The sequence below is a fragment of the Nitrospinaceae bacterium genome, from assembly GCA_018669005.1.
Classification (GTDB): domain Bacteria; phylum UBA8248; class UBA8248; order UBA8248; family UBA8248; genus UBA8248.
Genome location: JABJAL010000072.1, coordinates 344,395 through 370,603, shown reverse-complemented (window position 1 = coordinate 370,603; position 26,209 = coordinate 344,395). Strand labels below are relative to the sequence as shown.

Annotated in this window: 24 protein-coding genes; 14 read left to right on the top strand and 10 right to left on the bottom strand. The window is 55.9% G+C overall.

Annotated features, from left to right (window positions below):
- The first annotated feature begins 1 nt into the window (after window position 1).
- Entirely contained in the window at window positions 2-1,123 is a 1,122-nt protein-coding gene (nagZ, locus tag HOJ95_11420) for a beta-N-acetylhexosaminidase (protein MBT6395308.1), read from the top strand.
- Window positions 1,124-1,334: 211 nt separating this feature from the next.
- Entirely contained in the window at window positions 1,335-1,706 is a 372-nt protein-coding gene (locus HOJ95_11415; GenBank protein ID MBT6395307.1) for a response regulator, read from the top strand.
- Between the two features lie 36 nt (window positions 1,707-1,742).
- Here HOJ95_11415 and ychF read toward each other — a convergent pair whose 3' ends face one another.
- The 3 genes from ychF to HOJ95_11400 form a co-directional block, all read right to left on the bottom strand.
- Complete coding sequence (gene ychF, locus HOJ95_11410; GenBank protein MBT6395306.1) at window positions 1,743-2,822, bottom strand: redox-regulated ATPase YchF; 1,080 nt, start codon at window positions 2,820-2,822, stop codon at window positions 1,743-1,745.
- 108 nt (window positions 2,823-2,930) lie between these two features.
- On the bottom strand, window positions 2,931-5,150 hold the full coding sequence (locus HOJ95_11405) for a DUF3604 domain-containing protein (GenBank protein ID MBT6395305.1): 2,220 nt from the start codon (window positions 5,148-5,150) through the stop codon (window positions 2,931-2,933).
- Window positions 5,151-5,227: 77 nt separating this feature from the next.
- Window positions 5,228-6,016 (bottom strand): gamma-glutamyl-gamma-aminobutyrate hydrolase family protein, encoded by a 789-nt coding sequence (locus HOJ95_11400; GenBank protein MBT6395304.1) that lies wholly within the window; start codon window positions 6,014-6,016, stop codon window positions 5,228-5,230.
- Window positions 6,017-6,186: 170 nt separating this feature from the next.
- Here HOJ95_11400 and HOJ95_11395 point away from each other — a divergent pair, with 170 nt between their 5' ends.
- Window positions 6,187-6,531 (top strand): hypothetical protein, encoded by a 345-nt coding sequence (locus tag HOJ95_11395; protein MBT6395303.1) that lies wholly within the window; start codon window positions 6,187-6,189, stop codon window positions 6,529-6,531.
- Here HOJ95_11395 and HOJ95_11390 read toward each other — a convergent pair.
- From HOJ95_11390 to HOJ95_11375, 4 genes are all read right to left on the bottom strand, one after another.
- Entirely contained in the window at window positions 6,528-7,694 is a 1,167-nt protein-coding gene (locus HOJ95_11390) for a CoA transferase (protein MBT6395302.1), read from the bottom strand. The two genes, HOJ95_11395 and HOJ95_11390, sit on opposite strands and share 4 nt — an antisense overlap.
- Window positions 7,695-7,721: 27 nt before the next feature.
- Entirely contained in the window at window positions 7,722-8,507 is a 786-nt protein-coding gene (locus HOJ95_11385) for a hypothetical protein (GenBank protein ID MBT6395301.1), read from the bottom strand.
- Between the two features lie 232 nt (window positions 8,508-8,739).
- Complete coding sequence (locus HOJ95_11380; GenBank protein MBT6395300.1) at window positions 8,740-8,916, bottom strand: hypothetical protein; 177 nt, start codon at window positions 8,914-8,916, stop codon at window positions 8,740-8,742.
- Complete coding sequence (locus tag HOJ95_11375; GenBank protein ID MBT6395299.1) at window positions 8,913-9,584, bottom strand: hypothetical protein; 672 nt, start codon at window positions 9,582-9,584, stop codon at window positions 8,913-8,915. The genes HOJ95_11380 and HOJ95_11375 overlap by 4 nt, the downstream gene beginning before the upstream one ends.
- 166 nt (window positions 9,585-9,750) lie before the next feature.
- Here HOJ95_11375 and HOJ95_11370 point away from each other — a divergent pair, with 166 nt between their 5' ends.
- The 4 genes from HOJ95_11370 (at window position 9,751) to HOJ95_11355 (ending at window position 15,258) form a co-directional block, all read left to right on the top strand.
- Entirely contained in the window at window positions 9,751-11,202 is a 1,452-nt protein-coding gene (locus tag HOJ95_11370) for an L-seryl-tRNA(Sec) selenium transferase (GenBank protein MBT6395298.1), read from the top strand.
- A gap of 76 nt (window positions 11,203-11,278) precedes the next feature.
- A complete protein-coding gene (locus tag HOJ95_11365; protein MBT6395297.1) occupies window positions 11,279-12,085 on the top strand; it encodes an alpha/beta fold hydrolase in 807 nt (268 codons plus the stop codon).
- A gap of 30 nt (window positions 12,086-12,115) precedes the next feature.
- A complete protein-coding gene (selB, locus tag HOJ95_11360) occupies window positions 12,116-14,032 on the top strand; it encodes a selenocysteine-specific translation elongation factor (protein MBT6395296.1) in 1,917 nt (638 codons plus the stop codon).
- Window positions 14,033-14,061: 29 nt separating this feature from the next.
- Window positions 14,062-15,258 (top strand): aminotransferase class V-fold PLP-dependent enzyme, encoded by a 1,197-nt coding sequence (locus HOJ95_11355; protein ID MBT6395295.1) that lies wholly within the window; start codon window positions 14,062-14,064, stop codon window positions 15,256-15,258.
- 85 nt (window positions 15,259-15,343) lie between these two features.
- On the opposite strand, the gene HOJ95_11350 is transcribed toward HOJ95_11355, so the two are convergent.
- Window positions 15,344-16,051, bottom strand: a complete 708-nt coding sequence (locus HOJ95_11350) for a TonB-dependent receptor (protein ID MBT6395294.1) — start codon at window positions 16,049-16,051, stop codon at window positions 15,344-15,346.
- A gap of 503 nt (window positions 16,052-16,554) precedes the next feature.
- On the opposite strand from HOJ95_11350, the gene HOJ95_11345 reads away from it, so the two are divergent.
- Both HOJ95_11345 and HOJ95_11340 read left to right on the top strand, forming a co-directional pair.
- The gene (locus tag HOJ95_11345; GenBank protein ID MBT6395293.1) at window positions 16,555-17,697 is read left to right on the top strand and encodes a c-type cytochrome; all 1,143 of its coding nucleotides are present in this window, start codon (window positions 16,555-16,557) and stop codon (window positions 17,695-17,697) included.
- 63 nt (window positions 17,698-17,760) lie between these two features.
- Window positions 17,761-18,090, top strand: coding sequence for a YnfA family protein (locus HOJ95_11340; GenBank protein MBT6395292.1), 330 nt, complete (start codon window positions 17,761-17,763; stop codon window positions 18,088-18,090).
- Between the two features lie 71 nt (window positions 18,091-18,161).
- Here the strand turns inward: HOJ95_11340 and HOJ95_11335 are convergent, their stop codons facing one another.
- On the bottom strand, window positions 18,162-19,106 hold the full coding sequence (locus tag HOJ95_11335) for a cation transporter (GenBank protein ID MBT6395291.1): 945 nt from the start codon (window positions 19,104-19,106) through the stop codon (window positions 18,162-18,164).
- Window positions 19,107-19,346: 240 nt separating this feature from the next.
- Here HOJ95_11335 and HOJ95_11330 point away from each other — a divergent pair, with 240 nt between their 5' ends.
- Window positions 19,347-19,826 carry a hypothetical protein gene (locus HOJ95_11330; GenBank protein ID MBT6395290.1) on the top strand — a complete coding sequence of 160 codons (480 nt, stop codon included), beginning with the start codon at window positions 19,347-19,349 and terminating at the stop codon, window positions 19,824-19,826.
- Window positions 19,827-20,162: 336 nt separating this feature from the next.
- On the opposite strand, the gene HOJ95_11325 is transcribed toward HOJ95_11330, so the two are convergent.
- Window positions 20,163-21,485, bottom strand: coding sequence for an LLM class flavin-dependent oxidoreductase (locus HOJ95_11325; GenBank protein ID MBT6395289.1), 1,323 nt, complete (start codon window positions 21,483-21,485; stop codon window positions 20,163-20,165).
- A gap of 539 nt (window positions 21,486-22,024) precedes the next feature.
- Here HOJ95_11325 and HOJ95_11320 point away from each other — a divergent pair.
- The 4 genes from HOJ95_11320 to HOJ95_11305 all read left to right on the top strand — a co-directional run bounded on the left by HOJ95_11320 (window position 22,025) and on the right by HOJ95_11305 (window position 26,209).
- Window positions 22,025-22,750: a PIG-L family deacetylase gene (locus HOJ95_11320; GenBank protein MBT6395288.1), complete on the top strand. Its 726-nt coding sequence runs from the start codon at window positions 22,025-22,027 to the stop codon at window positions 22,748-22,750.
- 288 nt (window positions 22,751-23,038) lie between these two features.
- Entirely contained in the window at window positions 23,039-23,836 is a 798-nt protein-coding gene (locus HOJ95_11315) for a heme-dependent peroxidase (protein MBT6395287.1), read from the top strand.
- 49 nt (window positions 23,837-23,885) lie between these two features.
- Complete coding sequence (locus HOJ95_11310) at window positions 23,886-25,148, top strand: NAD-dependent epimerase/dehydratase family protein (protein ID MBT6395286.1); 1,263 nt, start codon at window positions 23,886-23,888, stop codon at window positions 25,146-25,148.
- A gap of 71 nt (window positions 25,149-25,219) precedes the next feature.
- Window positions 25,220-26,209 (top strand): YeeE/YedE family protein, encoded by a 990-nt coding sequence (locus HOJ95_11305; GenBank protein ID MBT6395285.1) that lies wholly within the window; start codon window positions 25,220-25,222, stop codon window positions 26,207-26,209.

The window sequence follows — 26,209 nt, the reverse complement described above, 5'->3', positions numbered from 1 at the left end:
TATGCCGCACAGCAAATGGACGCCAGAGGAGAAGGCCGGCTCCCACATCATGGCCGGTTTTCCCGGCAGGGCAGCCCCGGCCTCTTTGCTAGAGCGTATCCAAGCGGGGCGGGTCGGTGGCGTCATTTTATTTTCAAGAAATATCGAAAGTGCACCGCAAGTCATCGAGTTAACCCACTCCCTCCAAAAAGCCGCCGCAGATGGCAAAAAGCCGCCGCTGCTCATCGCCATTGACCAAGAAGGCGGCCGCGTAAGCCGCCTATCGGCGGATTTCACTATCTTTCCCCCGGCGCGGGTTCTTGGGCGTATTGGCGATCTCGACCTCATATCCCGATGCGCCCGAGCGACGGCAACCGAGTTGCGCGCCGTTGGCATCAACACCGATTTCGCACCCGTTTATGACATTCTCACCAACCCCGAATGTGAAGTCATCGGGGATCGCGCCTTCAGTGAAGATGCCGAAACTGTGGCTCAGATGGCTTCAGCGGCAGCGACGGGTCTGCAAGCGGGCGGCGTTGCCGCCTCGGCCAAACATTTTCCCGGCATCGGAGACATGGCGCCCGACCCACACGAAACGCTTCCTTACTCCAATCTTTCTATTGAGGATTTACGGGCGAGGGAACTTATCCCCTTCCGGGCGGCCGCTGGCGTCGCCAGCGTGATGATAGCCCACGCGATTTATGAGCAAATTGATCCCGAGCGGCCCGCGAGCCTCTCTCCTCGATTCATGAAGACACTCCTTCGCGATGAACTGGACTACGTCGGTGTGGCAATTACGGACGATTTGGAAATGGGCGCCATTGACGACCCGGTGGGCGCGGCACCCGAGGCTCTCGCGGCGGGGGCCGACATTGCGCTGATTTGTCACTCGGAAGATGTACAGGAGCGGGCCCATGAAGAAATTAAGCGGGCCCTACAAGAAGAAGCACTCCCCGCCGCCGAAGAAAATATCTCTCTTGACCGGATAGCCAGGATGAGGAGCACATACGCAATAGCTACCCAAGGGGGGCCAGGAGATCTCGAAAAACAGCATAAAAATAGCGCATTTCTCGTGGGCTGCGAGGCCCACCGCGCCTTGTTGGATGAAGCCATTAGCCGGGACAATGACCGGGCGCCGTCTTAAAACCTTCATGCACAAAACTCATTGTCAGCTTGAGGACCTTAGTCTTTTCAAAAAAAAACCCAAGAACTTTTCAAGACTAACACCATTGTTGTATTATTTATGATGTCGCTGGAGATTATGTTTTTTTGATAATTAAGGTTATAATTTAATGAATGGCCATTCTCGACTCCCTTTAAAGGGCGCACCTTCACACAACTAGGCGGGTGATGCGTTGGCGAATATTCTCGTAGCCGACAAAGATGAAACTATGCGAGGACTCATGGACGTATCCCTGACCCGGATCGGCCACACTATCCGTTTATCCGATTCCGGAGAGAAAACCCTTGAGTTAATCCGGGAGGAGAAATTCGACCTCGCCATCATCGATTACACCATGTCCGACATGGGCGCGATGGATATCCTGCAAAGCCTGACTGAGAACGACGATGAAATTCCGCAGATGATGATATTGAGCGCCAAAAGCACGGCGGACACTATCAGGGAGTGCATCGAGGCGGGAGCAAAGGATTACGTCGTCAAACCGTTTAACCTTCCCGTTCTCATCGAGCGGATTGAAATCCTTCTCAAAAAAGCGGACTCCTAATACCCTACTCAAGAAAACCGGGGCAATTTCCTTTCCTTACACGTTGAAGCGCACGTGCATGATCTCACCGTCCTGGACTTCGTAGTCTTTTCCCTCTATGCGAAGCACCCCTTTGTCTCGGGCCGCCGCCATTGAACCTGCCGCCACGAAGTCGTCATAGCCAATCACCTCTGCCCGGATAAATCCGCGTTCAAGGTCCGAGTGGATGCTTCCCGCCGCTTTGAGGGCCGAGGTGCCCCGCCGAATCGGCCAGGCACGCACTTCGTCCTCCCCAACCGTCAAGAAACACTCAAGCCCCAAAAGGGCGAAAGAGGCTTGTATCACCCGGTCCCTCGCAGGGCGCTCTAATCCATAGTCAGCGAGAAAAACCGCCTGCTCCTCCTCGTCCAACTGCGCAAGCTCCTCCTCAAGTTGCGCGCCAACCACAACAGGGGGAGCCTCACCCTCGGCCGCCTCGACACCCAACGCCCCTGCCGACTCACCTATTTTATCCTCACCTACATTGAGAACGGCCAGTACGGGCTTGGCCGAAAGAAAGCCGTACCCTCGGAGCAGGGTCTGCACTTTTTCAGGCAAATCCTGGGCGAGAATCGAAACACCCTCTTCAAGAGAGGTTTGGATTTTTTCCAACACCTCGAATTCGGCCGCCTCGGCCGGATCTTTTTTCTTCGCCAACGATTTTTTAAGCCGTTCCACCCGTCGTTCGACAACAGAAAGATCACGCAAAATGAGGTCGAGCCGCATGTCACCCAAATCGCGAGCAGGGTCCACGCTCTGCCTCGGATGGGGCACCCCCGGATCGTCAAAAGCCCGCAGCACCAGCAAGAGAGCGTCCGCCCCCTCAAGTGCCTGGGGGATGCTCTCCTCGGCCGATGTGGATGCGCCATCTCGCCCCTCGCCAAGGCCAGGAACATCGGCGAACTCAACCGTGGCATAGGTCGTTTTTTTCGGCTGAAACATTTCGCTCATGGCATCAACGCGCGGATCGGCCACACGACCAATACCGACGTTCACCTGAGAGGCGCCGTAGCCTCCCGTGTTCGCCTCACCACCTGTGAGCGCATTAAAAAGAGTGGTTTTCCCACTCGAGGCAATTCCGATAATTCCAATTTTCAAAGACTCAACCCCCAAAATGAAAACAGACAACAACTGCCGGGAGACTACAGAAACTTTTCCAAGGGGTCAAAATAAGCGGAGCATGGCGACCCGAAGCCGAACCGGCCCTTAGTGGTTCACGTAAATCGGGCTCGACCAGGCCTGGCCGCCATTGAGCTGAAGCACACGCACCCAGTAGGGGTTGCACCCCGGAGGGATTTCCTCATCAGTGAAGGCAAATTGCGCGCTCCAGTCTTTCGAATGGCTCGATACCTCGCTCACTTGAACTTGAATGTTCACCCCGCCGCCGGGCACATAGTGCGGCTCGTATCCAATATCATCGAGGGGCACCCGAAATCCCACGACATCACTGAAGAAGCTGAGTTCGGCTCCCGGTGGGGCGTCCACGTCTAGCATGACGCCGTCCGGGTCCCCTGAGGTGAACGTCTGAAAGCGAAGCACCTTGTTCGATACGCGCTGAACGCTGTCGTCCCACTGATCGAGGGCGTAGGGGGCGTAGGTGACGATGCTTCCCTTATCAAGAGATATCCCACCGCGCCAGTTTACTTTTTTGTCCCTTCCACTCTTCTGTGTCACACCGCTCCACTGCACCCGGATGCGACGCGAGCCCTTCTTTTCGGTCGGGGGGTGATTCACCGGGAACCGATAGATAGTCTCAAGGCCACGCTTGAGTTCGACATCGAGCAGCGGCGCGGTGCCGTGGACCTCGACTTTGATGGTGGGTGGCCCCGCGCTTGGAATTTCCTCGCCCATCCAGGCCTCTCCACAAGCCGTCTTGAGGAATATGCGCTCGCCGTTCGTGCCGTAGGTACGCCGCGACTGCATGGCGTCCCAGACCGCCTCGCGAGAGAGCTCTTTGGCGTAGAGACCGAGCAGGCCGCCCATGACATCAAACGTGACGACGTTGTTCGTCCGGCGATTGGGATAGACGAGCCCCTGCCGGCCGGTGTGATCGTCGCTTCCACCCGTGATGCCCACCTTGAAGCCTCGCTCAAGGGCCTCCTCGATCAGCCACTCAAAGGTGCCATGGTGCGAGTGGGCCTCGATAAGATGAACAAACTCCGGATCATAATAATCAAGGTTGCAGGCCCGACCGCCGATATGTGCAACCGACATGACATCCTTGCGCCCCCGGAAGGTTTTCCAGAGCTCCGAGATGGGAAACCTATCCGTATCAACATCAGAAAGATCGTCAATGCGCGCGTGCGAGCTTCGGTGAATTTCTGCATCATCGCCCGAAAAATAAATATTGTAGTCGCCCCCGCCCGAGCGCAGCCCCGACCATTCGTAGCCGAGTATGGTGACGAAGCGGCCCGGCTCATTGAAGGCCCGGGTCTCGCGTTTTACCTCCTCCCAGTCCTGTATTCGGACACGGAAGTCGTTTCCCTGCCAGGCGGCGAAATCCACCCCGGCCTTATCACGGGCGAAGCGGAAATACTCCTCCACCGTGCCCGTCCCGACGGTGGAGCGGGTCTGACCGTGCATGTCACCCCAGAAAAGAGAGAGTTCATCCTCGCTCTGCCGTGGGCAAATTGGCGGCCCCAGCGCAGCGAGCCCAAGCGAGTCCTCCACCCGGAGGCGATAGGGGCCCGAGCCGTTCAGGCGAACGCCCGGCACCCGGCACACCCCGCCATCAGCTTCTTTAAGTTCCGCTTCCTTAGGGATGTGATCTGCTTCCTCGCCCGCCGATATGCTTTTTAAAATGCGAACCTTGCCCTGGAATTCCTCAGCGGGATTTCCCCAGCTATCCACCGCCCGAACGAGCACTTCAAACGGCTCGCCCTTAAGCGGGCGCTGCGGGTAAACCAGATGCCAGGTTTCGGGAGCCCCACCAACCACACGAAGCTCGGGGTTTTCGGTCAACTCGTAAAAATAGTTTGCGTTAAAAGTGTCCACGACCACCTTCAGGGTGTGGCGTGCTTCGGGATAGGTCTGGGCGCGGATGCCGGGGCCGCCGCCGCTGGTGTCGCCGAGGATGACTTCGACAATATCGCCGAGGCACAAATACCCCCTGGCCACCCGGACGCAAATAGCCGTTCGCCAGTCGTCTATGTAGCCCTGCTCAAGATAGGACAGGGCAAGCCCGACATCGGGATTCGAGCAGCTTGCTGTCACGTAGCCCGAGGCCGCGGAATCGGTGAACTGGGGAAGCTCCATGTCGCAGGCAAGGCGCTTGCAGATAAGGATGCGCCCCCCCTCGTCGGTGCCGTACTCCCCGGCGGTGTAGATAATTTTGCGGGTGTAGAAGCTGCCGGCCACAACATCCGTATCAGGCTCGATACGGGCCGTGCCCACATCGAAGCGATATGGATCGAGGCGCTGGTCCATGAACGGAGTACTCCCCGCAGGAAGAAGAAAAAATTTCGGTGGCTGGCAGCCACCGCACTAGGAATGATTAATTAAAACTACGCCAGCTCGAAACGGCGGGCGCCGGAATCTTGTGCGAATTCGCGCGCCTCATCGATAAGGCGCGCAAAAATATGATCAGAGGCCTCGCTGTCGCCGTATCCGTAGGCCGACATGGATTCGGGGTGCCACTGAACACCGAGAACAAACCGACACGAGGTGCATTCAATCGCTTCAATGACCCCGTCGGTGGTTTTCGCCGTAATGCGCATGCCGGAGCCGAGCTCTTTGACGGATTGATGGTGGTGGCTGTTCACGTTGTAGGGGCCAGACCCAATGGTGGCCTCCAGCGCAGAGGAAAGCACTTCAATCGGGTGGTACGTATAGGTTTCTTTTTTGGGGTCTATTGGGACATGAGAAAGCGGCTCCTCAAGCTGCGCAACAATGTCCTGAACCAAGGTTCCACCGGCGGCAACGTTTACCGCCTGCATTCCCCCGCATATTCCCAAAATTGGGACATCGCGAGAAAGAGCACCCCGGCACAACGAGAGCTCAAAATTGGCCCGCTTATCGTTCGCAGGGCCGCATTCAGGTATACGCCGCTCGCCAAATAATTCAGGGTCAATGTCGTGGCCACCACCCGAAATAACAAGCGCATCAAAAACATCTATAAGAGCTAGGGCGTCGCTTTCATCTTCAAGCGAGGGCAAAAGAATGGGAATCCCACCCGCCTTGGTAATGGCCAGAACATATGCGTCCATCAAAGTATGGCGGTCACGCTCGACAGGCTCTTCGGGAAATTCTCGTTGATTTAAATCACAAGTGATGCCAATCCGGGGACGAATCATGAGTCAATACCTTTGATGCCAGTTATGAAAAATCCAAGATAATCTATAACCATTCATACATCCTAAGGATTTCACATAAAAAAACAACCACCACAAATTTTAAAAAGTAACGTGGATCACATCCTCATCTACGGTCTATATTGGTCCCCTGACAAGAGGAGACGAAAATTGTGTTTCGTTTGTATCTGACGCGCTTGGTGCTGCCCATCGTATTTGTAGTGTTGATGATTTCAATACCTTTCATATGGTTTCCTGAAATGGGCTCGCGCCCCAAAACCACGCCAGCCGCCATGGTCGCCGGACAATCGACCACCCCGCAAAGCAAGAGCGCCCCTCGAAACCAGACACCCTTGCAGCGGGTCATGGTATTAGGATTTATGCTGATATTGATTTCGATCACCGTGGGAGGGGTAATGCTTTACGGCATCACGCGCCGACAAACGCTGAGTTTTGGGAGGAGATTCGCCCCTAAAGAGGGGAAAAAGAAAAAGACCGACGACACGCCTTCCTCTTAAACCGAATTTTCCTCCTGAAATTTCTTTATCTCATTTTCACTGTAGCCAAGCTCCGAGAGAATCTCCTCGGTGTGTTCTCCCACAAGTGGGGCTGGTCGTGAAAAATCAAGATCACCTTCGCTGAATTCAATCGGAGAGTTTGGAAACAGGGCCGGCCCGGCAGTCGGATGCACCACCTCGATAAAAGCCTCTGGAAAACGCTCCTTCATTTGCGCCACATCGTTGATGGCGCTTACCGTGACACCCTGAGGAATGAGTTCAGCCTCCCACTCCCCGGTGGTCTTTTCCATCAAGATATCCTCGAGCACCCCTCGCAAGGCATCCTCGTTCTCGACGCGATCCTGGTTTTCTGTGAAACGGGGATCGCCCGCCAGTTCGGGGCGGCCCAGGGCTTCCACCAACACCCGGTAGCGATTTGTGTTCGATATCGCAACAAAAATGAGACCGTCCCGCGTCCGATAGCCCGAAAATGGGGAGACGACCGGGTGCGAGAGACCCTCGGGCTCCGGTACCTTGCCCTCAAAACTGTGCCGGGCAACAGGGTTTTCCATGATGTTGACAGTCGAGGCCAGCATCGAGGCATCAACGCGGCGGCCCTCGCCGGTGCGCTCTCTTTGCCAGAGCGCCGAGAGAATCCCTGAGAGCAAAAAAAGCCCGCTCGTGATATCGACAATGGACACGCCGACCCGCACCGGCGGGCCGCCCACCGGACCAGTCACGCTGATGAGGCCACCTGCGGCCTGCAAAAGACTGTCGAACGCCGGGCGCTTGGCTGACGGGCCCCGCTGGCCAAAGCCCGAGACTGCGCCGTAAATGAGCCCGGGATTTTCACGGCGAAGCACGTCATAACCCACACCGAGGCGGTCCATGACGCCCGGCAGATAATTTTCCACCACCACATCCGCCGAGCGGGCAAGGCACTTGAACACCTCTATGCCACCAGGGCTCTTGAGGTTGACCGTAATCGAGCGCTTCCCGCGGTTCAGGCTCATGAAATAGCTGCTCTGGCCCTCTTTGAAGGGGCCGATGGCGCGGCTGTCTTCTCCGCCAGGGCGCTCCACCTTGATAACATCGGCGCCATAGCCCGCCATATACAGCGACACTATCGGCCCGGCATTGAATTGGCTGGCGTCGATGACCTTGAGCCCATCGAGAATTTTCATGGAATCTTCAGGCAAGACTATTCAGGATTAGCGCTTTTTGCCCTTGGGGGCTTTCGACGCTTTTTTCTTTGTAACTTTCTTTTTTGTGGGTTTTTTCTTTGCAACTTTTTTCTTCACAACTTTCTTTTTCACCATCGCTTTTTTCTTTGCAACTTTTTTCTTCACAACTTTCTTTTTGGCTGTTTTTTTTGCCGCCGCCTTTTTCTTAACGACCGTCTTTTTCTTTACAGCCGTTTTTTTAACGGCCTTGGTCTTAGCCACCGCAGGTGCTTTTTTTCTTCTCCCCTTCGACTTCTCCTCCTTAGCCACCTCTATTTCCGGCTCATCTGGTTTTCTTCTGCCCGTCACCAAACGGAAAGCATATCCGACAACCATCTCTTCATCATCGTTTAAACCCATCTCCTGGAGCACCAACTCCACCGGTGAGCCTGGAGAGAGCATGGACCGATACCCATCCCATCCAATGATGAGAGAGTTAATCTTGATGCCTTCCTCAAGAAGTATCACCGCTGAGGCACGCTCACGATCTCCCGCCCCCTCGGCTGTCTCCCGCATGATAGTCGCTGAGAGAATCTTCCCCCTGCCGCTCAAATTGGTTGTGCTCGTGCTTCGTGGGCAAAACGGATTATCGCAGGTGGCTTTTTGGCCCATCTTCGGGAAGAAATGCTCCTCGCACTCCTCACAAACGGAGCCTATTAGCGTCGGCTTTTGACGTGCATTGGTTGGAATGGTGAAAACATCCCGCATGAAAGGGACAATATTCTTGTGAGTGCCGGGAACATAGAGCCGTAAATTATCTGAGGATGTATTCATTCGGTATCCTGGTTGGACGGGGCTATAGCCAAATTGCCAAAATCAGGACCATATAATTATAATAATACAAATAGCTATACTTACGCTTCAATATCTACCAATTTCTTGGCTTAAATCTTGGCGGGAAGGTAACAAGGTGGGGCGAGAGTGTCAATATAAGGTATCAACACCTAAAAATTAGCTATTTTTAATGAAAGGCAAAACATTTACAATTTTTTCTCTACTAAAATATTCATTCCGTGCGATTCATCCTTAGCTGCAGCAAATCTAATCGACGACGGTTCGACTCACAATGAAACGAGAGACTCTCTAGCTTGGTGACCATATCTTTGGACACCTTCTGGGTGGAGTCCCGCTCCTCGCGAATCAGAGCATTCACATCCTGCAGCAATTCTAAAAGCTCTTTCATACGGAATTTCCCCCCAACGGCTCTATCAAATGTTCTCTGATTATACCAAGAAATAGATCCAGATTATAGGACTCTTGAGCCTCGATGTTGACCTGAAATTCAGAACCATCCGGACTCAAGACAAGAAAATAGCCGTGTTTTTCATGCAGGAACGATGAGGAAAATTCCCGGAATTGCTCAGGAGAGAACTCGGGAAAAACGCGCGACAAGGAAAGAAGCGGCACCGTCACCTGAACATCGCTCACCCCGAGAGACAAAATCAGGGCGGGAAGATCGCCCCCCTCGCGGTCACGGATGTTCATCGAAACATCGCCAGACTCAAGCTCTTCCTCCTCAAGCATAGGGGAGAACTGCCTCAACTCCCCGCGCAGCTCGGCAAACAACTCCTCGGCACGACCCACGACCCGAGGTCCTGTGATCCGGGGGCTCTCGACACTGGAGATGTCCACCTCATTTCCACCCTGCTCTTGGATGATAAGCAAAATATCTGTCATACGCCCCAGCGTCTCATTTATCTTGTCCAGCCGCTCCCCATTTTGGGCCAGCCGCCGCCTGATCCCATAAAGGGAAAACGGTAACATCGCCCAGACGATGAGAAAGAAAATCACCAGCGAGGCCAGGAGCAGAAAAAACGGGCTCGAAAGAATTTCAAACATCGGGTTTTGCATATCGTTTCTATTCCTTACTTAAGATCGCCAAAAAAGCCTACACCAAACCCGCAGGGCAAAATAGATGTCCCCTGCTGTAATACAGCCCTTCCGAACCTCCCGGCTTGACCGCTCAAATCGGGCGCGCGTATAGTCTGGATCTACCCTGAAATGGAGACACGGGGAGATGACATCGCCCGAAAAACCCATTGATAATACTCGATTTTTGCGGAATTTACCTTCCGTCGATGAACTGATGGATGAGTTGCGCCAAGAAGCAGATGGCGAGGCCATTGGGGAGGCCTCAGGGGCCGCCCTGGCCGAGGTGGCGCGCGAGGCCATCGAAATCGAGCGGCGCCGCATTCTGGCTGGTGGAAGCATCGATAATGGCGACCCCAGTGATATCAGGGCAGCGCTTCGAGACAATATCATCAAGGAAACCAAAGCGCTTCACGCCGCCAGCCGAACCCCCGATCTTCGCCATGTCATCAACGCCACTGGCATCGTCCTGCACACCAATCTCGGCCGCGCCCCGCTGAGCGAGGCCGCCTGCGAGGCGCTACTCGCGGTCTCCAAAAGCTACTCGAATCTCGAATACGATCTTGAAGCAGGCCACCGAGGAAGCCGAGCCGGTGCAATCGAATCGCTCCTTCAAAAACTCACCGGCGCCGAGTCCGCCGTTGTCGTAAACAACAACGCCGCCGCCGTCATGTTCGCCATTCGCTTTATGGCCGAGGGCAAGGAAGTTGTCATTTCCAGGGGCGAGCTCGTCGAGATCGGCGGCTCGTTTCGTATCCCCGAGATCATGGCCCAGAGCGGGGCACAAATGGTCGAGGTGGGCGCCACCAACAAAACCCACCTTGCCGATTATGAAAAAGCCATCGGTCCCAATACCGGCCTCCTCCTCAAGGCCCACACCAGCAACTACCGCATTATCGGCTTCACCGAAGAAGTGCCCCGCGAGGCGCTCGCCGCCCTTGCTGGTGAGAGGGGCATCCCGTTTCTTGAGGATCTGGGTAGCGGCTGCCTCATTAATCCGCCCGGCATCCCGCACGAGCCCACGGTGGCTGCCTCGGTCGCGGCTGGCGTGGATGTCATTACATTCTCGGGCGATAAGCTCATGGGCGGGCCGCAAGCGGGCATCATCGTTGGCAAGGCCGCCTGGGTGGACAAGCTCAAGAAACATCCAATGATGCGGGCGCTGCGCCTCGACAAGCTCACCCTCGCGGCGCTTGAGGCCACGCTCAGAGCCTACCTCGACCCGGAGCGTGCCATGCGCGAGGTCCCTGCACTCAGAATGCTCTCAGAGGACGCCACAGCCGCCGGTGGCCGGGCAAAAGCGCTGCTAGAGGCGATGGGAGGAAAAATCGCCGGGTGGCTCCGCGCCGAGATGATCGATACCGTGGGGCGCGTGGGAGGCGGCGCGATGCCGACCGCCGAGCTAAAAAGCTGCGCCCTGGCTCTGTCTCCCGAGGGGATATCCGCAGGCAAGCTCGACACCCTGCTTCGGAAAGCGGCGCCGCCAGTTGTCGCCCGCATTCATGAAGACCGCCTCCTGCTCGACATGAGGTGTGTCTCGGATGCCGAGATCGAACCGCTGGCGGAAATAATCAAAAAACTGGCCCAAAAGGCCGATTAACAAAAAAATCAAATTATCGTGCCACACTTTCGGTGGCTTGTTTTATTTTCTTGTATGAACATCAAGGAGCGCTACCATGCCCATCGTGAATTCCGGCGGAGTGGACATCGACTATGAAATCCTGAACGCGGACTCCTCAGCGACACCCGTATTCTTTATCAGCGGGCTGGGCGGCGGTCGCGAATCGTGGCCCCTTCAGGCCGAGCCATTCTCGAAAGAGCGCCCCGTCGTTCTTCACGACCATCGGGGAACCGGAAAAAGCGCCAAGCCCCCTGGTGTCTATAGTGTGCCGAACATGGCGGGCGATGTGGTAGCCATCATGGACGATGCCGGAATCCCCAAAGCCCACCTTGTCGGAAGCTCGACCGGCGGGGCGATTATCCAGATCATGTGCATCGATCATCCTGAAAAGGTGCAGAGCGCGGCCATCACCAGCTCGTGGCCCAAGTCCGACGCTTTTTTTATCCGTCAGTTCACGATGCGCAAAAAAATCCTGCTTGAACTCGGTTGGGATGACTACACGCGGATATCGGCCCTCTCGCTTCATTCACCCAAATTTTTCACCGACAATTTTTCCCGGATTGAGGACAAGGAAAACCTCATGATCAAAAACGCGCCGCCCGCCGAGATCATGGCCGAGCGAATCGACGCCATCATCGCGCACGATCAAATCGATCGACTGGGCCAAATCACGGCGCCCACCCTCGTCGCCGTGGCACAGGACGATGCCTGCACCCCGCCCTACTACTCGGACCAGCTGGTCAGTAAAATACCGGGGGCCGAGCTTCACGTTTTCGAGTGGGGCGGCCATTTTGTCTACCTGGCGAACACCGAGGAATTCAATCGCGTGATTCACGCGTTCATCGAAAAACATGACGGCTGAAAAAAAGCCCATCAACATGGATAAGCATTCGTGAAACACATCATCATCGGCACGGCTGGCCACATCGATCACGGGAAGACCTCCCTCGTGCGTGCGCTGACGGGCACCGACACTGACCGGCTAAAAGAGGAAAAAGAGCGCGGCATAACGATTGAGCTTGGATTCGCCCAGCTCGACATCGGCGAGTTGAGCGCGGGCATCGTAGATGTGCCGGGCCACGAGCGTTTCGTGAAGAACATGCTCGCAGGCGCTGGCGGAATCGATCTGGTTATCCTCGTCATCGCGGCCGATGAGGGAGTGATGCCCCAGACGCGGGAGCACTTGGCCATCTGCCGCCTTCTTGGAGTGAAGGCCGGGCTCGTCGCGCTGACCAAGTGCGACCTGGTAGAGGCAGACTGGGTTGAGCTGGTCACGGACGATCTGGCGGATTTCGTTAAAGGCACATTTCTAGAGGGCCAGCCCGTGGTGCCTGTGTCCTCGTCAACGGGCGCGGGCCTTGATGAACTCCGAGACGAGATTGTCCGGCTCGCAGAGAACACCGCCACCAAAAGCGGCGAGGGTATTTTCCGGCTACCCATCGATCGGGTATTCACCATGAAAGGGTTTGGCGCGGTTGTTACCGGAACTTTGTTCAGCGGGGCGGTTCGCGTGGGCGAGCGCGTGCAGATATTCCCCGGAGATGCCGAGGCTCGCGTGCGCGGCTTGCAGGTGCATGGCGAGGCGGTCGAGGAGGCTGTTGCCGGAACGCGCACCGCCGTCAATCTCCAGGGCGTCGAGCGAATGGATATCGAGCGCGGCGGTGTGCTGGGCCGCGCAGGCGAGCTAAAGGCAACCTATATGCTCGATGTGCGCCTTGAACATATCCCCGACGCTCCTCGGCCGCTCAAGACCCGCGACCGGGTGCGCTTCCACACGGGCACCTCGGAGGTCATGGGCCGCATCTCGGTCATCGGAGCCGAGACCATTGAGCCCGGCGAGAGCGCCTTTGCACAAATTCGTCTTGAGGCCCCCGTCTCCGCCCTGCCGCGCGACCGCTTCGTTATCCGAAGCTACTCGCCTGTTGTCACCATCGGGGGGGGCGAGATTCTCGATGTTGCCCCGAAAAAACACCGCCGCCTTCGTGTCTCATCGATGGCGCATTTCGATGCGCATCTGGGCGCCGATGAGACCACCCGTCTCCAGCTTCTTCTGGCCGATGCGGGCCCTGCCGGAGCTGATGTTGCCACTCTCACCGGGCGGCTCACGCTGACCCCCGATGAAATTCGCACACAGCTCGCCGCCCTTGCCAAATCGGGCCGGGCCCGAATCGTCGAGGCCGAAACGAGCCTTACGCTATCGAAGGCGCATTTCACCGCTCTTCAAAACGCCATCACCGACTTTCTCGCCGAATACCACAAGACCAACCCGCTTAAACCCGGCGCCCCGCGCGAGGAGGTTCGCGGCAAGGGAGGCGGTGCGGGCGAGCGGGCCTTCGCAGCGGCACTCAAGACGCTGGTCCATGCAGGAACCCTCATCGAGGAAGGCGCGCAACTTCGACTCGCCACCCACGAGGTAAAAGTCGGGGAAGATCTGGCGAAGGTAAAAACGAAGCTGGAAGATTTTTTCAAATCAGCAAACTTTCAGCCACCGGTGCTAAAATCAGTTTTCAGCGAGGCCAGCGTACCCGAGGGGCCGGGCAAGGCGGCCATGCAGGTTCTCGTGGACGAGGGGGCGCTCATTCGCCTAAAGGACGACCTCATCTACCACAAGGATGCGGTGGACGGGGCAAGATCGCGCCTTGAGAGCTATCTGGGCGAGAACGACAACATTTCGGCCTCGGAGTTCAGGGATCTCCTCGGCATAACGCGCAAGCACGCAATCCCAATTCTTGAATATTTCGACACCGCGCGGATTACCCTCCGCGTTGGCGACAAACGGGTCCTTCGCCCCCAAAGCGGGACGAATTAACACCTACGAACTCGAACAGGAGGAACATCTTGGCTATCAACTCCGGATCAATCCGAAAGCTCAGGGGGCAAATCCCCGCGATGAAGGGGCAGGTCTACGTCAACTGGGGAGGCAGCGGCCCCTCGCCGACACCGGTGCTCCGCGAGGTGGACTGCATTTTAAAGCGCGAATCAAAACTGGGCCCGTTTCACCCCATTCTACGCGATGAGTCGAAGGAAGCTTTTGAGGCGCTTCGCACCTCGGTGTCAAAGCTCATGGGCTCGCGGGCCAATGAAATAGCCCTGATGGACAATACAACCTCAGGGATAAACATTGCGGCGGCTGGCATTGAGTGGCGGGCTGGGGACGAGGCAATTGTCACCGACCTTGAGCACCCGGGGGGCTATCTGCCCTGGTTAATGTGGCGCGGCAGGCGGCGAACCAAGGTTCGACTATTGGAAACGGGAGCGACGGATGATGAACTGCTCGCGAACTTGGACGCAATGCTTACCACGCGGACGCGGGCCGTATGCGTAAGCCACATCGCCTGGCTGACGGGGCGGCGGCTGCCGCTTCGGGAGATTGGCCGGCGCTGCCGGAAAGTAGGGGCGCTGCTTGTTGTGGACGGGGCGCAATCGGTGGGCCAAATTCCCATCGATGTGAAAAAATCGCTCACCGATGTTTACACCCTATCGGGGCAGAAGTGGCTCATGGGACCGCAGGGCACGGGCGCTGTATATGTACGAGCCGGGCTGAGGAAACAGATTAGGGAATCCGGCATTGGCTACCGCTCGGCGCTGACTCGGAACCTGGGCACGCTCTCCTACACGCCCCAGACGAGCGCGGCGCGCTTTGAGGTCGCCACCATCAGCCCGGCGCTTTACTCGGGCCTTCGGGTGGCCGTCGATCAGTGCCGCGCTAGCGGGCCCGCCGGCATCGAGCGACGAAATCGCACCCTGGCGAACCGACTATTAAAGAGCCTCCGGAATACCGCCGGGGTTGAGGTCATCACCCCGCCCGGCCCGGCACAGTCGGGGCTCGTCGCGTTCCGTATAGAGGGGATGGATGCCGGGGCGGCGACCGATGGGATGCTCAAAAAGCACAAGGTCGTACTCCGGGCGGTAGATTCGGTGCCGCCTGCGCTTCGGGCCTCGATTCATTATCTCAACACCGAGGATGAGATAGACCGCATTGCCGATGGCGCGGCCGCCCTTGCCCGCGTTGCCGGGAAAAAACGGCGTCGCTAGAGGCAGTTAGATCAAATTCACCTTCAAACGCAAAAAAGGCGGCGGGAAACAAATCCCGCCGCCTTAGTGCATTCAGACTATGAGTTTAGCTACCGAGCGAGGCGTCCAGCGTGGTGTCGCCCTTGACGGTGACTTTCACTTTCTTGGTGCCGAGTTTCTCGTGCCAAATCTCGACCTGATAGGAGCCATCCGGCACGCCCGAGATTTTGAACTTGCCGCCGTCACCCGAGACTGCAACAAACGGGGACTTCGTCGCAACGACCCAGCCCGTCATCCAATCATGCACATCGCAGGTGACTTTGACGATGCCCGGCTTCTTGAAGTAGCGCTTGGACATCTTGAGCTTTTTCTTAAACTTGGGCTGCGCGATGTTCGCGACCTTGTTGCCAGTCTTGGCCGGGTGAGTGTGAACGTTGTGGAGAATCTTGTCGCTGTTCTTGACGATGAGTTTGGTGCCCGCTTTCATTATTGTAACGCGGGGATTGTAGACACAACCATTCTGATCAACGGTCGCCTTGGTCATCGACTTGGGAAACTTACCGCCCTTGGCGCCTTTAATGGTGATGACCACGTTGGCGAGGCCGCCGCCCTTGACGAGAATGCTGTTGTCCATGATCGGATTCTTGCCGCAAACTTTCACATCCTTGTTGACGGAGAGCTTCTTAGCTGCCGGGGCGGCGCCCTTGAACTTGATGGTGCCCGAAACCGAGCCCGCAAGAGCCGGGCCAGCGAAGGCGAGAGACATCGCCACTGCGGCGATAGTGGTCTTCAACGATAAATGTTTGATGTACATGTTCGCTCCTCTTCTTCGATTGTTGACAAAATCTGTTACGAGAAAAATTCCGGTATTTGATGATTAACAGGGCCTCGTTTAAAAACATGGCCCGGAACCATTGTCAGTATAGGGCCACCCCTCGGATGGCCACCACCCGGATAGATAAGGGAAATTGGCACGAAAGAAAAGCCCCTCCCGAATCCCAGCCGACCAAAAGCGACAACAAACATAAAAACAAATAGATGTGGTGATAAATCAGACATCTTATTCTCCGAATTTACCCCAATTTCTAAAAACGGAGCGCATTTTTTCTGCCCATTACCGCCCTTTATGACGCTGAAAATCTGAGAAGGTTCCCTTTTATATTTCACGCATCAGGCCCTCGCCCCTCTTCATCTATATGCCTCATTCATCCAGTTCCCTCCGGCACGGCAGTTCAATACCGCTGGCCAGCGGCCCGAGCTGGCGTATACTTATTTTGATGGAGCGCCGCTTTAAGATTCATAAAAGGAACCCTCGTAATGGCAACCCTATCTTTATTTGCTCTTATGCTTTCGTTGATCATCACCACCTCCGCCGGGGCAGCAACGGGCGAGCATCCGGGTGAGCACCCGGGTGAGCGCCTCGTCCGCGAGAACAACTGCGCCGCCTGCCACAACATTGGCAACACACCTGTCAGCATCGCCGCCCCTCAGGTAGGGCCTCCCTGGCGGCGCATCGGCATGCGAGCTCGACCAGGCTGGCTGCTGGAATATCTCATGCAGCCGAAAAAACTCCGCCCGGCAGGAAAATCGCGCATGCCAAACTTTCGTCTCTCGCTACCCGAGGCCACTGCCCTCGTAGCGCATCTGGCCCAAATCAAATCCCCGTGGCCCACACCCGCACAAGATAAAAACGCTAAGGAGAACGAGAAACCAATCGGCTTTGCCGCGCTCTATCCCACCCTCACAAAAGGCTATGCCGCGCGCGGAAGAAAACTTTTTCTCGACATGGAATGCGCCAAATGCCACGGCGACCCCAAAAAAGGAAACCAACCCGATTCGGGCAAGTCCGAGGAATGGGGCCCCGACCTTCGGGAGATGTCCCGAAAGCTCACCCGCAAGGGCGTCGCCTCGATTCTTTTCTCGCCGGAGGCGACCTACCCCGGCACAAAAATGCCGAACTTTTTTTATGACGAAGGAGAGGCGTTGGATAAAAACGCTAGAGGTCAGCTCGCCAACATGACCGCCTACATCGAATCACTAAAAGGCGACAGCGCGCCTCGGGATGAAACCTATAAACGCGCCCGGAAAAAATTTCCCAATTCAGGTCCCGGGGCGGGTCAACGCATCGCCTGGCAGTTCAACTGCACGGGCTGCCACGAGGGCACCGGCGTCTCGGCAAGAGACCCCGTCCGCCTGGCCCCGCCATTCGGCTACCGGAACGCACCCGATCACTACACCCAGAAAGTCGTCTCCGACTGGCTCACAGCCCCGGTCAGCATCCGCATGCACGAGCGGGGGCACCAGATGGGCCGGATGCCTTCCTTTGGCTTCTCGCCGGACGAGGCGGCACAGATCGCCGATTGGCTCTTCACCTTCGATGGCCCTCCCGGTCGCCGGGGCGGCGGCATGATCATGGTCGACAACTGGCGCAAAAAAAAGCGCAAGCGCCAGGGACGCTAGGCATTAAGATAAACCAACGACTGTTCATTTTTCCTAACTTTTTTTGTGGAGGTAGTTCTGAGCATGGTACTCGCGGCGAAATCCATCACCCTTTTTATGGTGGCAGGGCTTCTCGAAATCGGCGGCGGCTATTTCGTCTGGCGATGGTGGCGAGGCGGCTCTCCTTTAATGATAGGTCTGCTCGGCATGGTGGCCTTGAGCCTGTACGGCATTGTCCCCACCTACCAGCCGGCCCATTTCGGGCGCGTCTATGCGGCTTATGGCGGCTGGTTCGTTGTGCTCTCTATTCTATGGGGCCAGGTCGTGGATAAAACACCGCCGGATCGTTTCGACATCATCGGCGGCGCCCTTTGCCTTGTTGGCGTGGGCATTATCATGTATTGGCCCAGGTAAACCTGGGCCCCAGCGACACCCTTGCGGCTACATTAATTCCCCGCGCTCATTTCGATGGGCACCTCTAAGCATCAAGAGATGCCTGCCTCGAAATTATCTGGGTCGGGAATAGAAATGGGCACATCTGGCTCGACATGAACGATCACCTCAGAGACTTCACCCACCCTCGAGAGCACGGCGTCTTGCCCCCGGTGGGCAATAAGGTGGCCAGCAGCCACGCTCAATGTAGCGTCCACCTGAATGTGAACGTCCACAAAAAATTGGGGGCCTATCCGGCGGGTTCTGAGAGCGTGGACGCTTTTCACTCCTTCCACCTCTTCAATCGCCGCCCGGATACGCGCCAGCATCTCTTCTGTCGGGGCCGTGTCCACGAGATCATCGAGTGACTCGTGGGCAATACGTACTCCGGCCCAGATGACCAAACCCGCCACGCCTGCCGCCGCAAGGGCATCCGCCCACCAGTAGCCCGACAACGCAAAAGTTACGCCAACCAGGGTAGCAATCGAAGAAATTGCATCAGAGCGGTGGTGCCATGCATTAGCGATAAGGGCCTGGTTGGATGTACGGCGACCCACCCGGAGCGTGAGCCAGTAGAGGCCCTCCTTGAGGGCTATCGCAAGTACGATGAAGGGAAGAGCGAGGAAGTTCAGACTATATGGCCGGGGAATCCAAAGATCGCCAAGCGAGCGGTAGAGCATGTAAACCCCGGCCAGGAGCAAGATGAGGCCAATGCCGAAGGCCGCAATGGTCTCCATCCGGCCGTGGCCGTATGGATGTTGGTGATCGGCCGGCTCCCCTGAAAAATGGAGCGCAAAAAGCACAACCGCGTCGCTGGCCAAATCAGAAATTGAGTGAAGTGCATCCGCGAGAAGAGCTTGGCTTCCGCCCAGAACGCCGCCCACTGCCTTGGCGAGCGAGAGCGCCGCATTCACCCATACCCCAATCCAGGTTACCCGCTGTCCTTCGCGCGCCCGGCGACGAATAGTATCGGCCCGGTTTGAGGTGGAATTTGCCATTTTTGAAAATACCCACATGGGAAAAATTACTGGGCCAGGTCGCAAGCGACAACGTTAATCAATCTAGCACAGACGGAGAAATATACTTCCTGGGACGGGCACTCTCGCATCTCGCACTTCCCACCCTCGGCCCGCTTGACTAGCAATTCGCCATGGGAAAAGAACTGTGTTGTCGCATTTTCATGATATGCTGAAAAAATACCTGGATGGTGCTGAGGCTATCCCACTCGGAGGAATTTTATGAGCATCAAGCTCCTTGATTCGCTCGCCCGGCAATATCTTAAAAAAGGTTTCCAGATATACGGCCATCTCAGCGGGCGACCGCAGGCCCCCGAGAATTGGGAGGGGCCATTCCCCGACATGATCGCAGAGAAGGGCAGCGAGCGGATCGCCTTCCTCGGCACGCCCCATAACGTTTGCTTTGAACAGTTTGACCGGAGAAGGCTCGACGCCGCTCTCGATAACCAGGGCTGTTCGGTTCACCTTTTATCGACCTGCATAAATTGTACTTGTGGGGTCGACGAGTTGGTCAATACCCTCCCTGGGGAGAAGTCCCACCGAGTACTGGTGAGGCGCTTCGCCTCGGGCAAGGTAATGTTCCCCGAAATTTCTCCGGTAATCATCGCCGGTCTCAAATGGAAGGCCCTGTTCCTACTTTTATTCTTCATCGCGACCGGGCTGGCAATTTCATGGACCTACATCTGCATTAACTGTGCTTGATTGCCTGTGTATGGCGAGTCACTAATTCTAAGCCCCTAACAGACCAACAAGGCTTCCAAATTCTAGTGCCTATAGAGGAAGTGTCTCAAGGCAACTCAGTACCACTCAGGCTCATACCCCGAAAAGACCCTTACATGGCATAGGTCGCAGGTTCGATTCCTGTCCTGCTCACCAAATTTTGATGCTCTCCGGGTTTCGAGCCGGGAGACGTTTTTTTCGTGGACAATTCACCGGAAATACTTAATACGAGTGGCAATTCAGCGGAGCGTTTTCTTTTACAAAGTAACAGCTCACAACCCTCGTAGGGAGTGGTGTCAGTTTTGGGGACAGATCAATCTACCAAAACCGCCCAGCGGGTCGATCGAGTCCATAGTGCTCCCGCAACGTCTTGCCTTTATATTCTGTCCGGAACAGGCCGCGACGCTGAAGAATTGGAATCACCTCTTCAATAAAAACATCCAGCATTGTGGGAAATAGCGGCGGCATCATATTGAAACCATCGGCGGCCCCATCGCGGAACCAGTCCTCAATCAAATCGGCAACCTGCTCGGGCGTGCCAGAATAAGTAAAGTGGCCGCGAGCACCGGCAAAACGGGCCAGAAGTTGGCGCAAGGTAAGGCCCTCGCTGCGCACAAGATTGACGACCAACTCCGTCCGACTACGCGTGGTTTCGAGACTGGAGGGTTCAGGGAAGTCATCCGGCGTCAGCGGCCGGTCTAGCGGCAAATGCGAAAAATCATGTCCGCCGAATCGGTTGGAGAGCGTTCGGCGACCGATTTCCGGGTCAGAATTCTCATTAAGATCCTTCTCCATCCGCTCTGCTTCGCTCTCGGTCGACGCAATCATTGGGCTCAGACCAGGCAGAATCAGGACTTGGCTCGCATCACGACCTGCGGCAACCGCTCGCTTTTTAATATCCGTGTAAAACGTCTGCGCCGTCGCCTTTTCGAGGTGGGCTGTAAATACGGCCTCGGCGTGGCGCGAGGCAAAGTCACGTCCGGCATCAGACGATCCGGCCTGCACCAGCACCGGTCGCCCCTGCGGGCTGCGCGGTATGTCCAGCGGCCCCGCGACGCTATAGTACTCGCCGTTAAAGTCGATAGAACGAATGCGATCACTTTTGGCGTAGACGCCACCGCTGCGGTCATCCACCACGGCGTCATCGGCCCAGCTATCCCACAAATCTTTGACGACCTGGACAAATTCTTCGGCCATGACGTAGCGGTCCGCATGACTATTCTGACCGGCATCACCGAAATTGCGCGCGACCTCCTTCCTCCAGGTGGTGACAATATTCCAACCGGCACGGCCATTGCTAATGTGATCGATCGAGCTGAACTGCCGCGCCAGGTTAAAGGCATGAGAATACGTACTCGTTCCCGTCGCGATCAGCCCGATCCGCTCGGTTGCCATGGCGAGTGCCGCTAATAAAGTGATGGGTTCAAGCCCGACTCGTCCAGACTGCGGCGCATCCGTAGTCAACACCGGTGAATCAGCGAAAAAGATCGAATCAAAAAGTCCTGCCTCCGCACGTTGAGCGATATCCACATAGAAATTTACATCGGTAGGCAAGGCTGGCGAAGAATCGGGATGGTTCCAGGCGGCTTCGTGGTGGCCCCGAAATTTCAGGAACAAATTGAGGTGAAGTTGTCTGATCATTGTATAATGGCACCTGTTAGGGAAAGGCAGGATCGTTAAACAAAAAAACTTAATTTACGAATAGGAGCACAAACCCGGCAAAAAAACTAGGTTGTTGTTGGCGAGGGGCATACCTCTTTACCGCTCAAGCTGGATTCTTCACTTCGTTCAGAAGAACAAACATCGGCAATTGGGCAGAAACCCCGCCTCGCACTCAGCCACCCCCCGCCCATTGATGCCTCCCGCCGATCTCCTAGAATACCCGATACAACATCAATTAACCCTCCGACACGAGAGCGAAAAGACCCGGTACTTTACAAGGCATAGGCCGCATGTTCGATCCCTGTCCCGCCCACAAAATAGTGTCGCCCTCCAGGCATCGGTTCAGGGGGCGTTTTTCTTAACAGAAATATGGAGTAGTGCTACTATCGAGGACAAGTCGGAGGTGGTTGATTAATAATCGCCCCGCCAAATATAGGCATTGAAAATCCACTGGAATTTCTTTATTGATGTTATGGATTGGGAAGTGCTGAATTTTCACCTAAAGGGAACTCTATTTAATGAGCAAACAGATTCTTGATTCATTGCCTGAGGATTGGAACTGCGCTCTCGCCATTGTGGCGCATCCTGATGACATGGAATTTGGTGCGGCCAGTGCCGTTGCCCGTTGGACCTCACAAGGGAAAAAGGTTGTCTACATTCTGATGACAAGCGGCGAGGCGGGTATTGATGGAATGTCACCGCACGAAGCAGGTCCCCTTCGAGAAGAGGAAGAGTATCGGAGCGCTCGTGTCGTGGGCGTCGAAAAGGTTGAATTTCTTGGCTACACAGACGGAATCCTAGAATACGGACTTCCCCTGCGTCGGGATATTACCCGCCAGATTCGCATTCACAAACCCGACGTGTTAATCACGCTCTCGCATCGCCTGACTTGGCCTGGCGGCCCTTTAAATATGGCAGACCACAGATGGTTAGCCTACGGTGTAATGGACGGTGCCAGAGACGCCGGAAACCGTTGGATTTTTCCTGAGTTGCTTGAAGAGGGGTTGGATCCGTGGTCCGGCGTTCAGAAGGTGTTGCTTAGTGGCTCCCCTAAGCCCACACACGCTGTCGATATTACGGGTTTTTTGGAAAAAGGGATCGCCTCATTGCAAGAACATAAAGCCTACATCGAAAATCTCGCGCAGGGCTTTGACCCGGTAAATTTTCTTACAAACTCTGCCGAGATGACCGGAAAACGATCCGGATTCCCTCATGCGGCATCTTTTGAAGTCATCAATATTTAATTAGATTCATTTTTCATGTTTGGATTCTTTCGTATCAGTGAGGCAAATTGTTTCATTGGCCCATCGAATCTGTTGTCCATATAGGTGTCCATAACCGGTGTGCATCAGTACCAATCAGTTTCACTCAGGCTCACTTCAGTTCCTACCCAACCTCCTTAATATCTTTCATGTCTCGCCTCACCCTCGGCCCATTGATGCCTCCCGCCGGTCTGCTAGAATACCCGCAACGACATCAATTAACCCTCCGAGACGGGAGCGAAAAACGTGAGTGATAACAACAATCAGGCGGTGGTGCCCGAGGTACTGGACGGGTGGGCGGTGCTCCACCAGATTTTTAGTGTGGACTGGCCACGGTGGAACGCTGTGGCGGCGGATGAAAAAGCGGCGATGGTTGCCGGGGCGGCAGGGTTCTTTGATAAAATCGCCGGGGCAGAGGATGGCGAATCTGCGGTGTTCAGCCTCCTTGGGCACAAGGGGGATCTTCTCTTTTTGAATTTTAAAAATACGCTGGACGAGCTGAACGAGGTGGAGCTTGGTTTTAAGCGCTTGCCAATTTACAGCTACCTTCAGGAGACGACTTCGTATCTATCGTTTCTGGAGCTTGGGCTCTATGAGATGACGATTAAGTTTCATGGGGAATTGATCGCCGAGGGTTTAAAGCCGGGGAGCGATGACTGGAAGGCACGCTGGAGCGCCGAGATGGCGGACCAAAGAGAGCGCATGATTGGCCGGCTCTTCATGGAGATTCCCGATGAGCGGTATCTTTGTTTCTACCCGATGAGCAAACAGCGGGGCGAGGTGAAGAACTGGTATGGCCTGCCCATCAAGGAGCGCCAGCAGATGATGCGCGACCACGGCATGGTTGGGCGAAAGTATGCCGGGCGCGTGCAGCAGATCATTACCGGGAGCATCGGGCTCGACGATTGGGAGTGGGGGGTGTATCTGTTTGCGCCGGACCCGCATGTGTTTAAAGAGCTGATTTACGAGATGCGCTTTGATGAGGCGACGGTGTGGTATGGGGAGTTTGGACCGTTCTACAACGGGCTGCGCATTAAGCCCGGGGATCTAGCGGGCATTTTAAAATAACGCGAACTAGCGGCCACAGGCCGGGACGGCCACTGGCCGGGGAGAGCGCATGGCGCGGGTTCTTATCGCGGGTTGTGGCTATGTGGGCTCGGCGCTGGCGGGGCGATTGGCAAAGGCGGGCCACGCGGTTTGGGGCCTAAAACGAAAGGCTGGGACCTCGCCCGATGCGGGTTCGCCCGGGGCGAGCTTGCCCGATGCGGGTTTGCCTGAAGCGGGCTTGCCCGATGTGGGTTTGCCCGAGGGTGTTGTCGCCATCGCAGCCGATTTGTGCGAGCCGGGTACGCTTAATAATCTTCCCGCCAATCTTGATTTTGTTTTCTACACGGCGGCGGCGGACGCCTCTGACGAGGCGGCCTACCGGGCGGCTTATATCGATGGCCTCGGAAATATTTTTTCTGCACTGAAATCTCAAAACCAAAAATTAAAAAGGTTTTTTTTCACCTCAAGCACGGCGGTCTACGGCCAGGATGCGGGCGAGTGGGTGGATGAAAATTCGCCCACGGAGCCAGATGGCTCCTCAGCCGGGGGCTTTCGGGGGCAGATTATGCGAGAGGCCGAGGCGTTGGCGCGGGGCTCGGATTTTCCGGCTGTGATTGTTCGCTTTGGTGGAATTTATGGGCCGGGGCGAACACGGTTCATGAAGCGGGCACTCCGGGCGGAGGCGGCAGGTAATACGACTTCTGAGCAGGCGCTTGGGGGAGAGGGGCATCTTGGGGAAATAAGCGAGGACGCGGCCAAAGCGCACGAAAACCTAGGGGGCGTGAGTAAAGGTGCGGTCAAGGTAGGCGAAAACCAAAGGAATGTCGGCGAGGGTGCGGCAAAAGGGAGCGAGGGCGCGGCTCATGAGCGATGGGGGAACCGGATTCACCGGGACGATTGCGCTGGCGTGCTTCATCACCTGATGGACATAACTCAAGTTAAATCAATATATTGCGCGGTTGACGAGGCGCCTGCACCTCAGAGCGAGGTGGCCCGTTGGCTATATGAGCGGCATGTGGCACTCAAAGCACCGGGTAGGCCCGCACCGGGTAGGCCCGAACCGGGTAGGCCCGAACCTGCTCGGGCAGCCGCAATCGACCGCCTGGAGGGGGTATCCGGAATTGCCCGTCAAGAAGGGGATACAGGTGATGATCGAGATATCCCCCCTACTGGTTCGGCTCCCGCCGGATCGGCCCGGTCTCGTGGACTTGCCTCCTCCGGGATAAGGGGCAAACGCTGCTCAAACGAGCAAATCAAAGCCTCAGGCTACAAATTTCGCTATCCTACTTATCAAGAGGGCTACGAGGCGCTACTCCTCGGAGAGGAAATCTAAACACTCTGGAAGAAATCGGTGTTCTCCTTTGTTTAAGTCACAGAGGCCTTAGTGAAAGAGGATTTTTCTGAATGGAACAGAGCATACTTAAATCTCTAGCCTTAGGCCTTCCCGTCGGCTTGCTATTCGGTATCGCACTCCAACGGGGGCGTTTTTGCATGTACTCCGCGTTCCGAGATTTGCTTTTCGCACGGGACACCACCTTATTTCGCGCTTATATTTTGGCCTTACTCGTCCAAATATCCATTATTCACGGGTTGGATACAGTAGGATTCCTCACCGTCCGGCATTTCGAATTCACTTGGTTAGCTGCCATCGTAGGCGGCACAATATTCGGCGTCGGCATCTCTCTCGCTGGCGGCTGCGCCTCCGGTAGCTGGTACCGTGTCGGAGAGGGCATGGTGGGCTCGATTCTGGTAGTTATTAGTTACGCCTTAGGAGTGGCAGCAACGTTCTGGGGGGCATTCCGGCCGATTACTACCTATCTGCGTTCCTTCCATGCTCCCTATGAGCTAGGAGGCCTCGACGGACTCTTCAATCTGCCACGATGGATACTCATTTCCTTTTTCCTTGTCATAGGCGGCTCATGGCTCTGGTGCTCCCCACGCCCTAAGGTTTACTCAGGATGGTCTTGGACTAAAACCGGCATAATTATAGGCTTGATCTCCGCCCTTGCCTGGATCTCCTCAGCGGGAGTGGGCCGAAATTATGGTATGAGCTTCACGGGTCCCTCCGGTAATATCATCCGATATCTCATGACTGGACAGGAATCTTCACTCAACTGGGGAGCCTGGATGATTCTCGGAGTACCAGTAGGCGCTTTTTTCGCCGCCTCATGGGCAAAAGAATTTAAGTGGCGCGCTCCAGCACCGGAGAGAATGGTAAAACAACTCATCGGTGGACTCATGATGGGATTCGGCGCTGCCACTGCTGGCGGTTGCAATATTGGGCATAGCCTGACTGGGATAGCCGCTCTTTCATCAACAAGTTTGCTCGCAACTATCTTCATAATTATGGGAAGTTGGTTGGGAACTTATCTCTTTTTCATGAGGAAATCATAA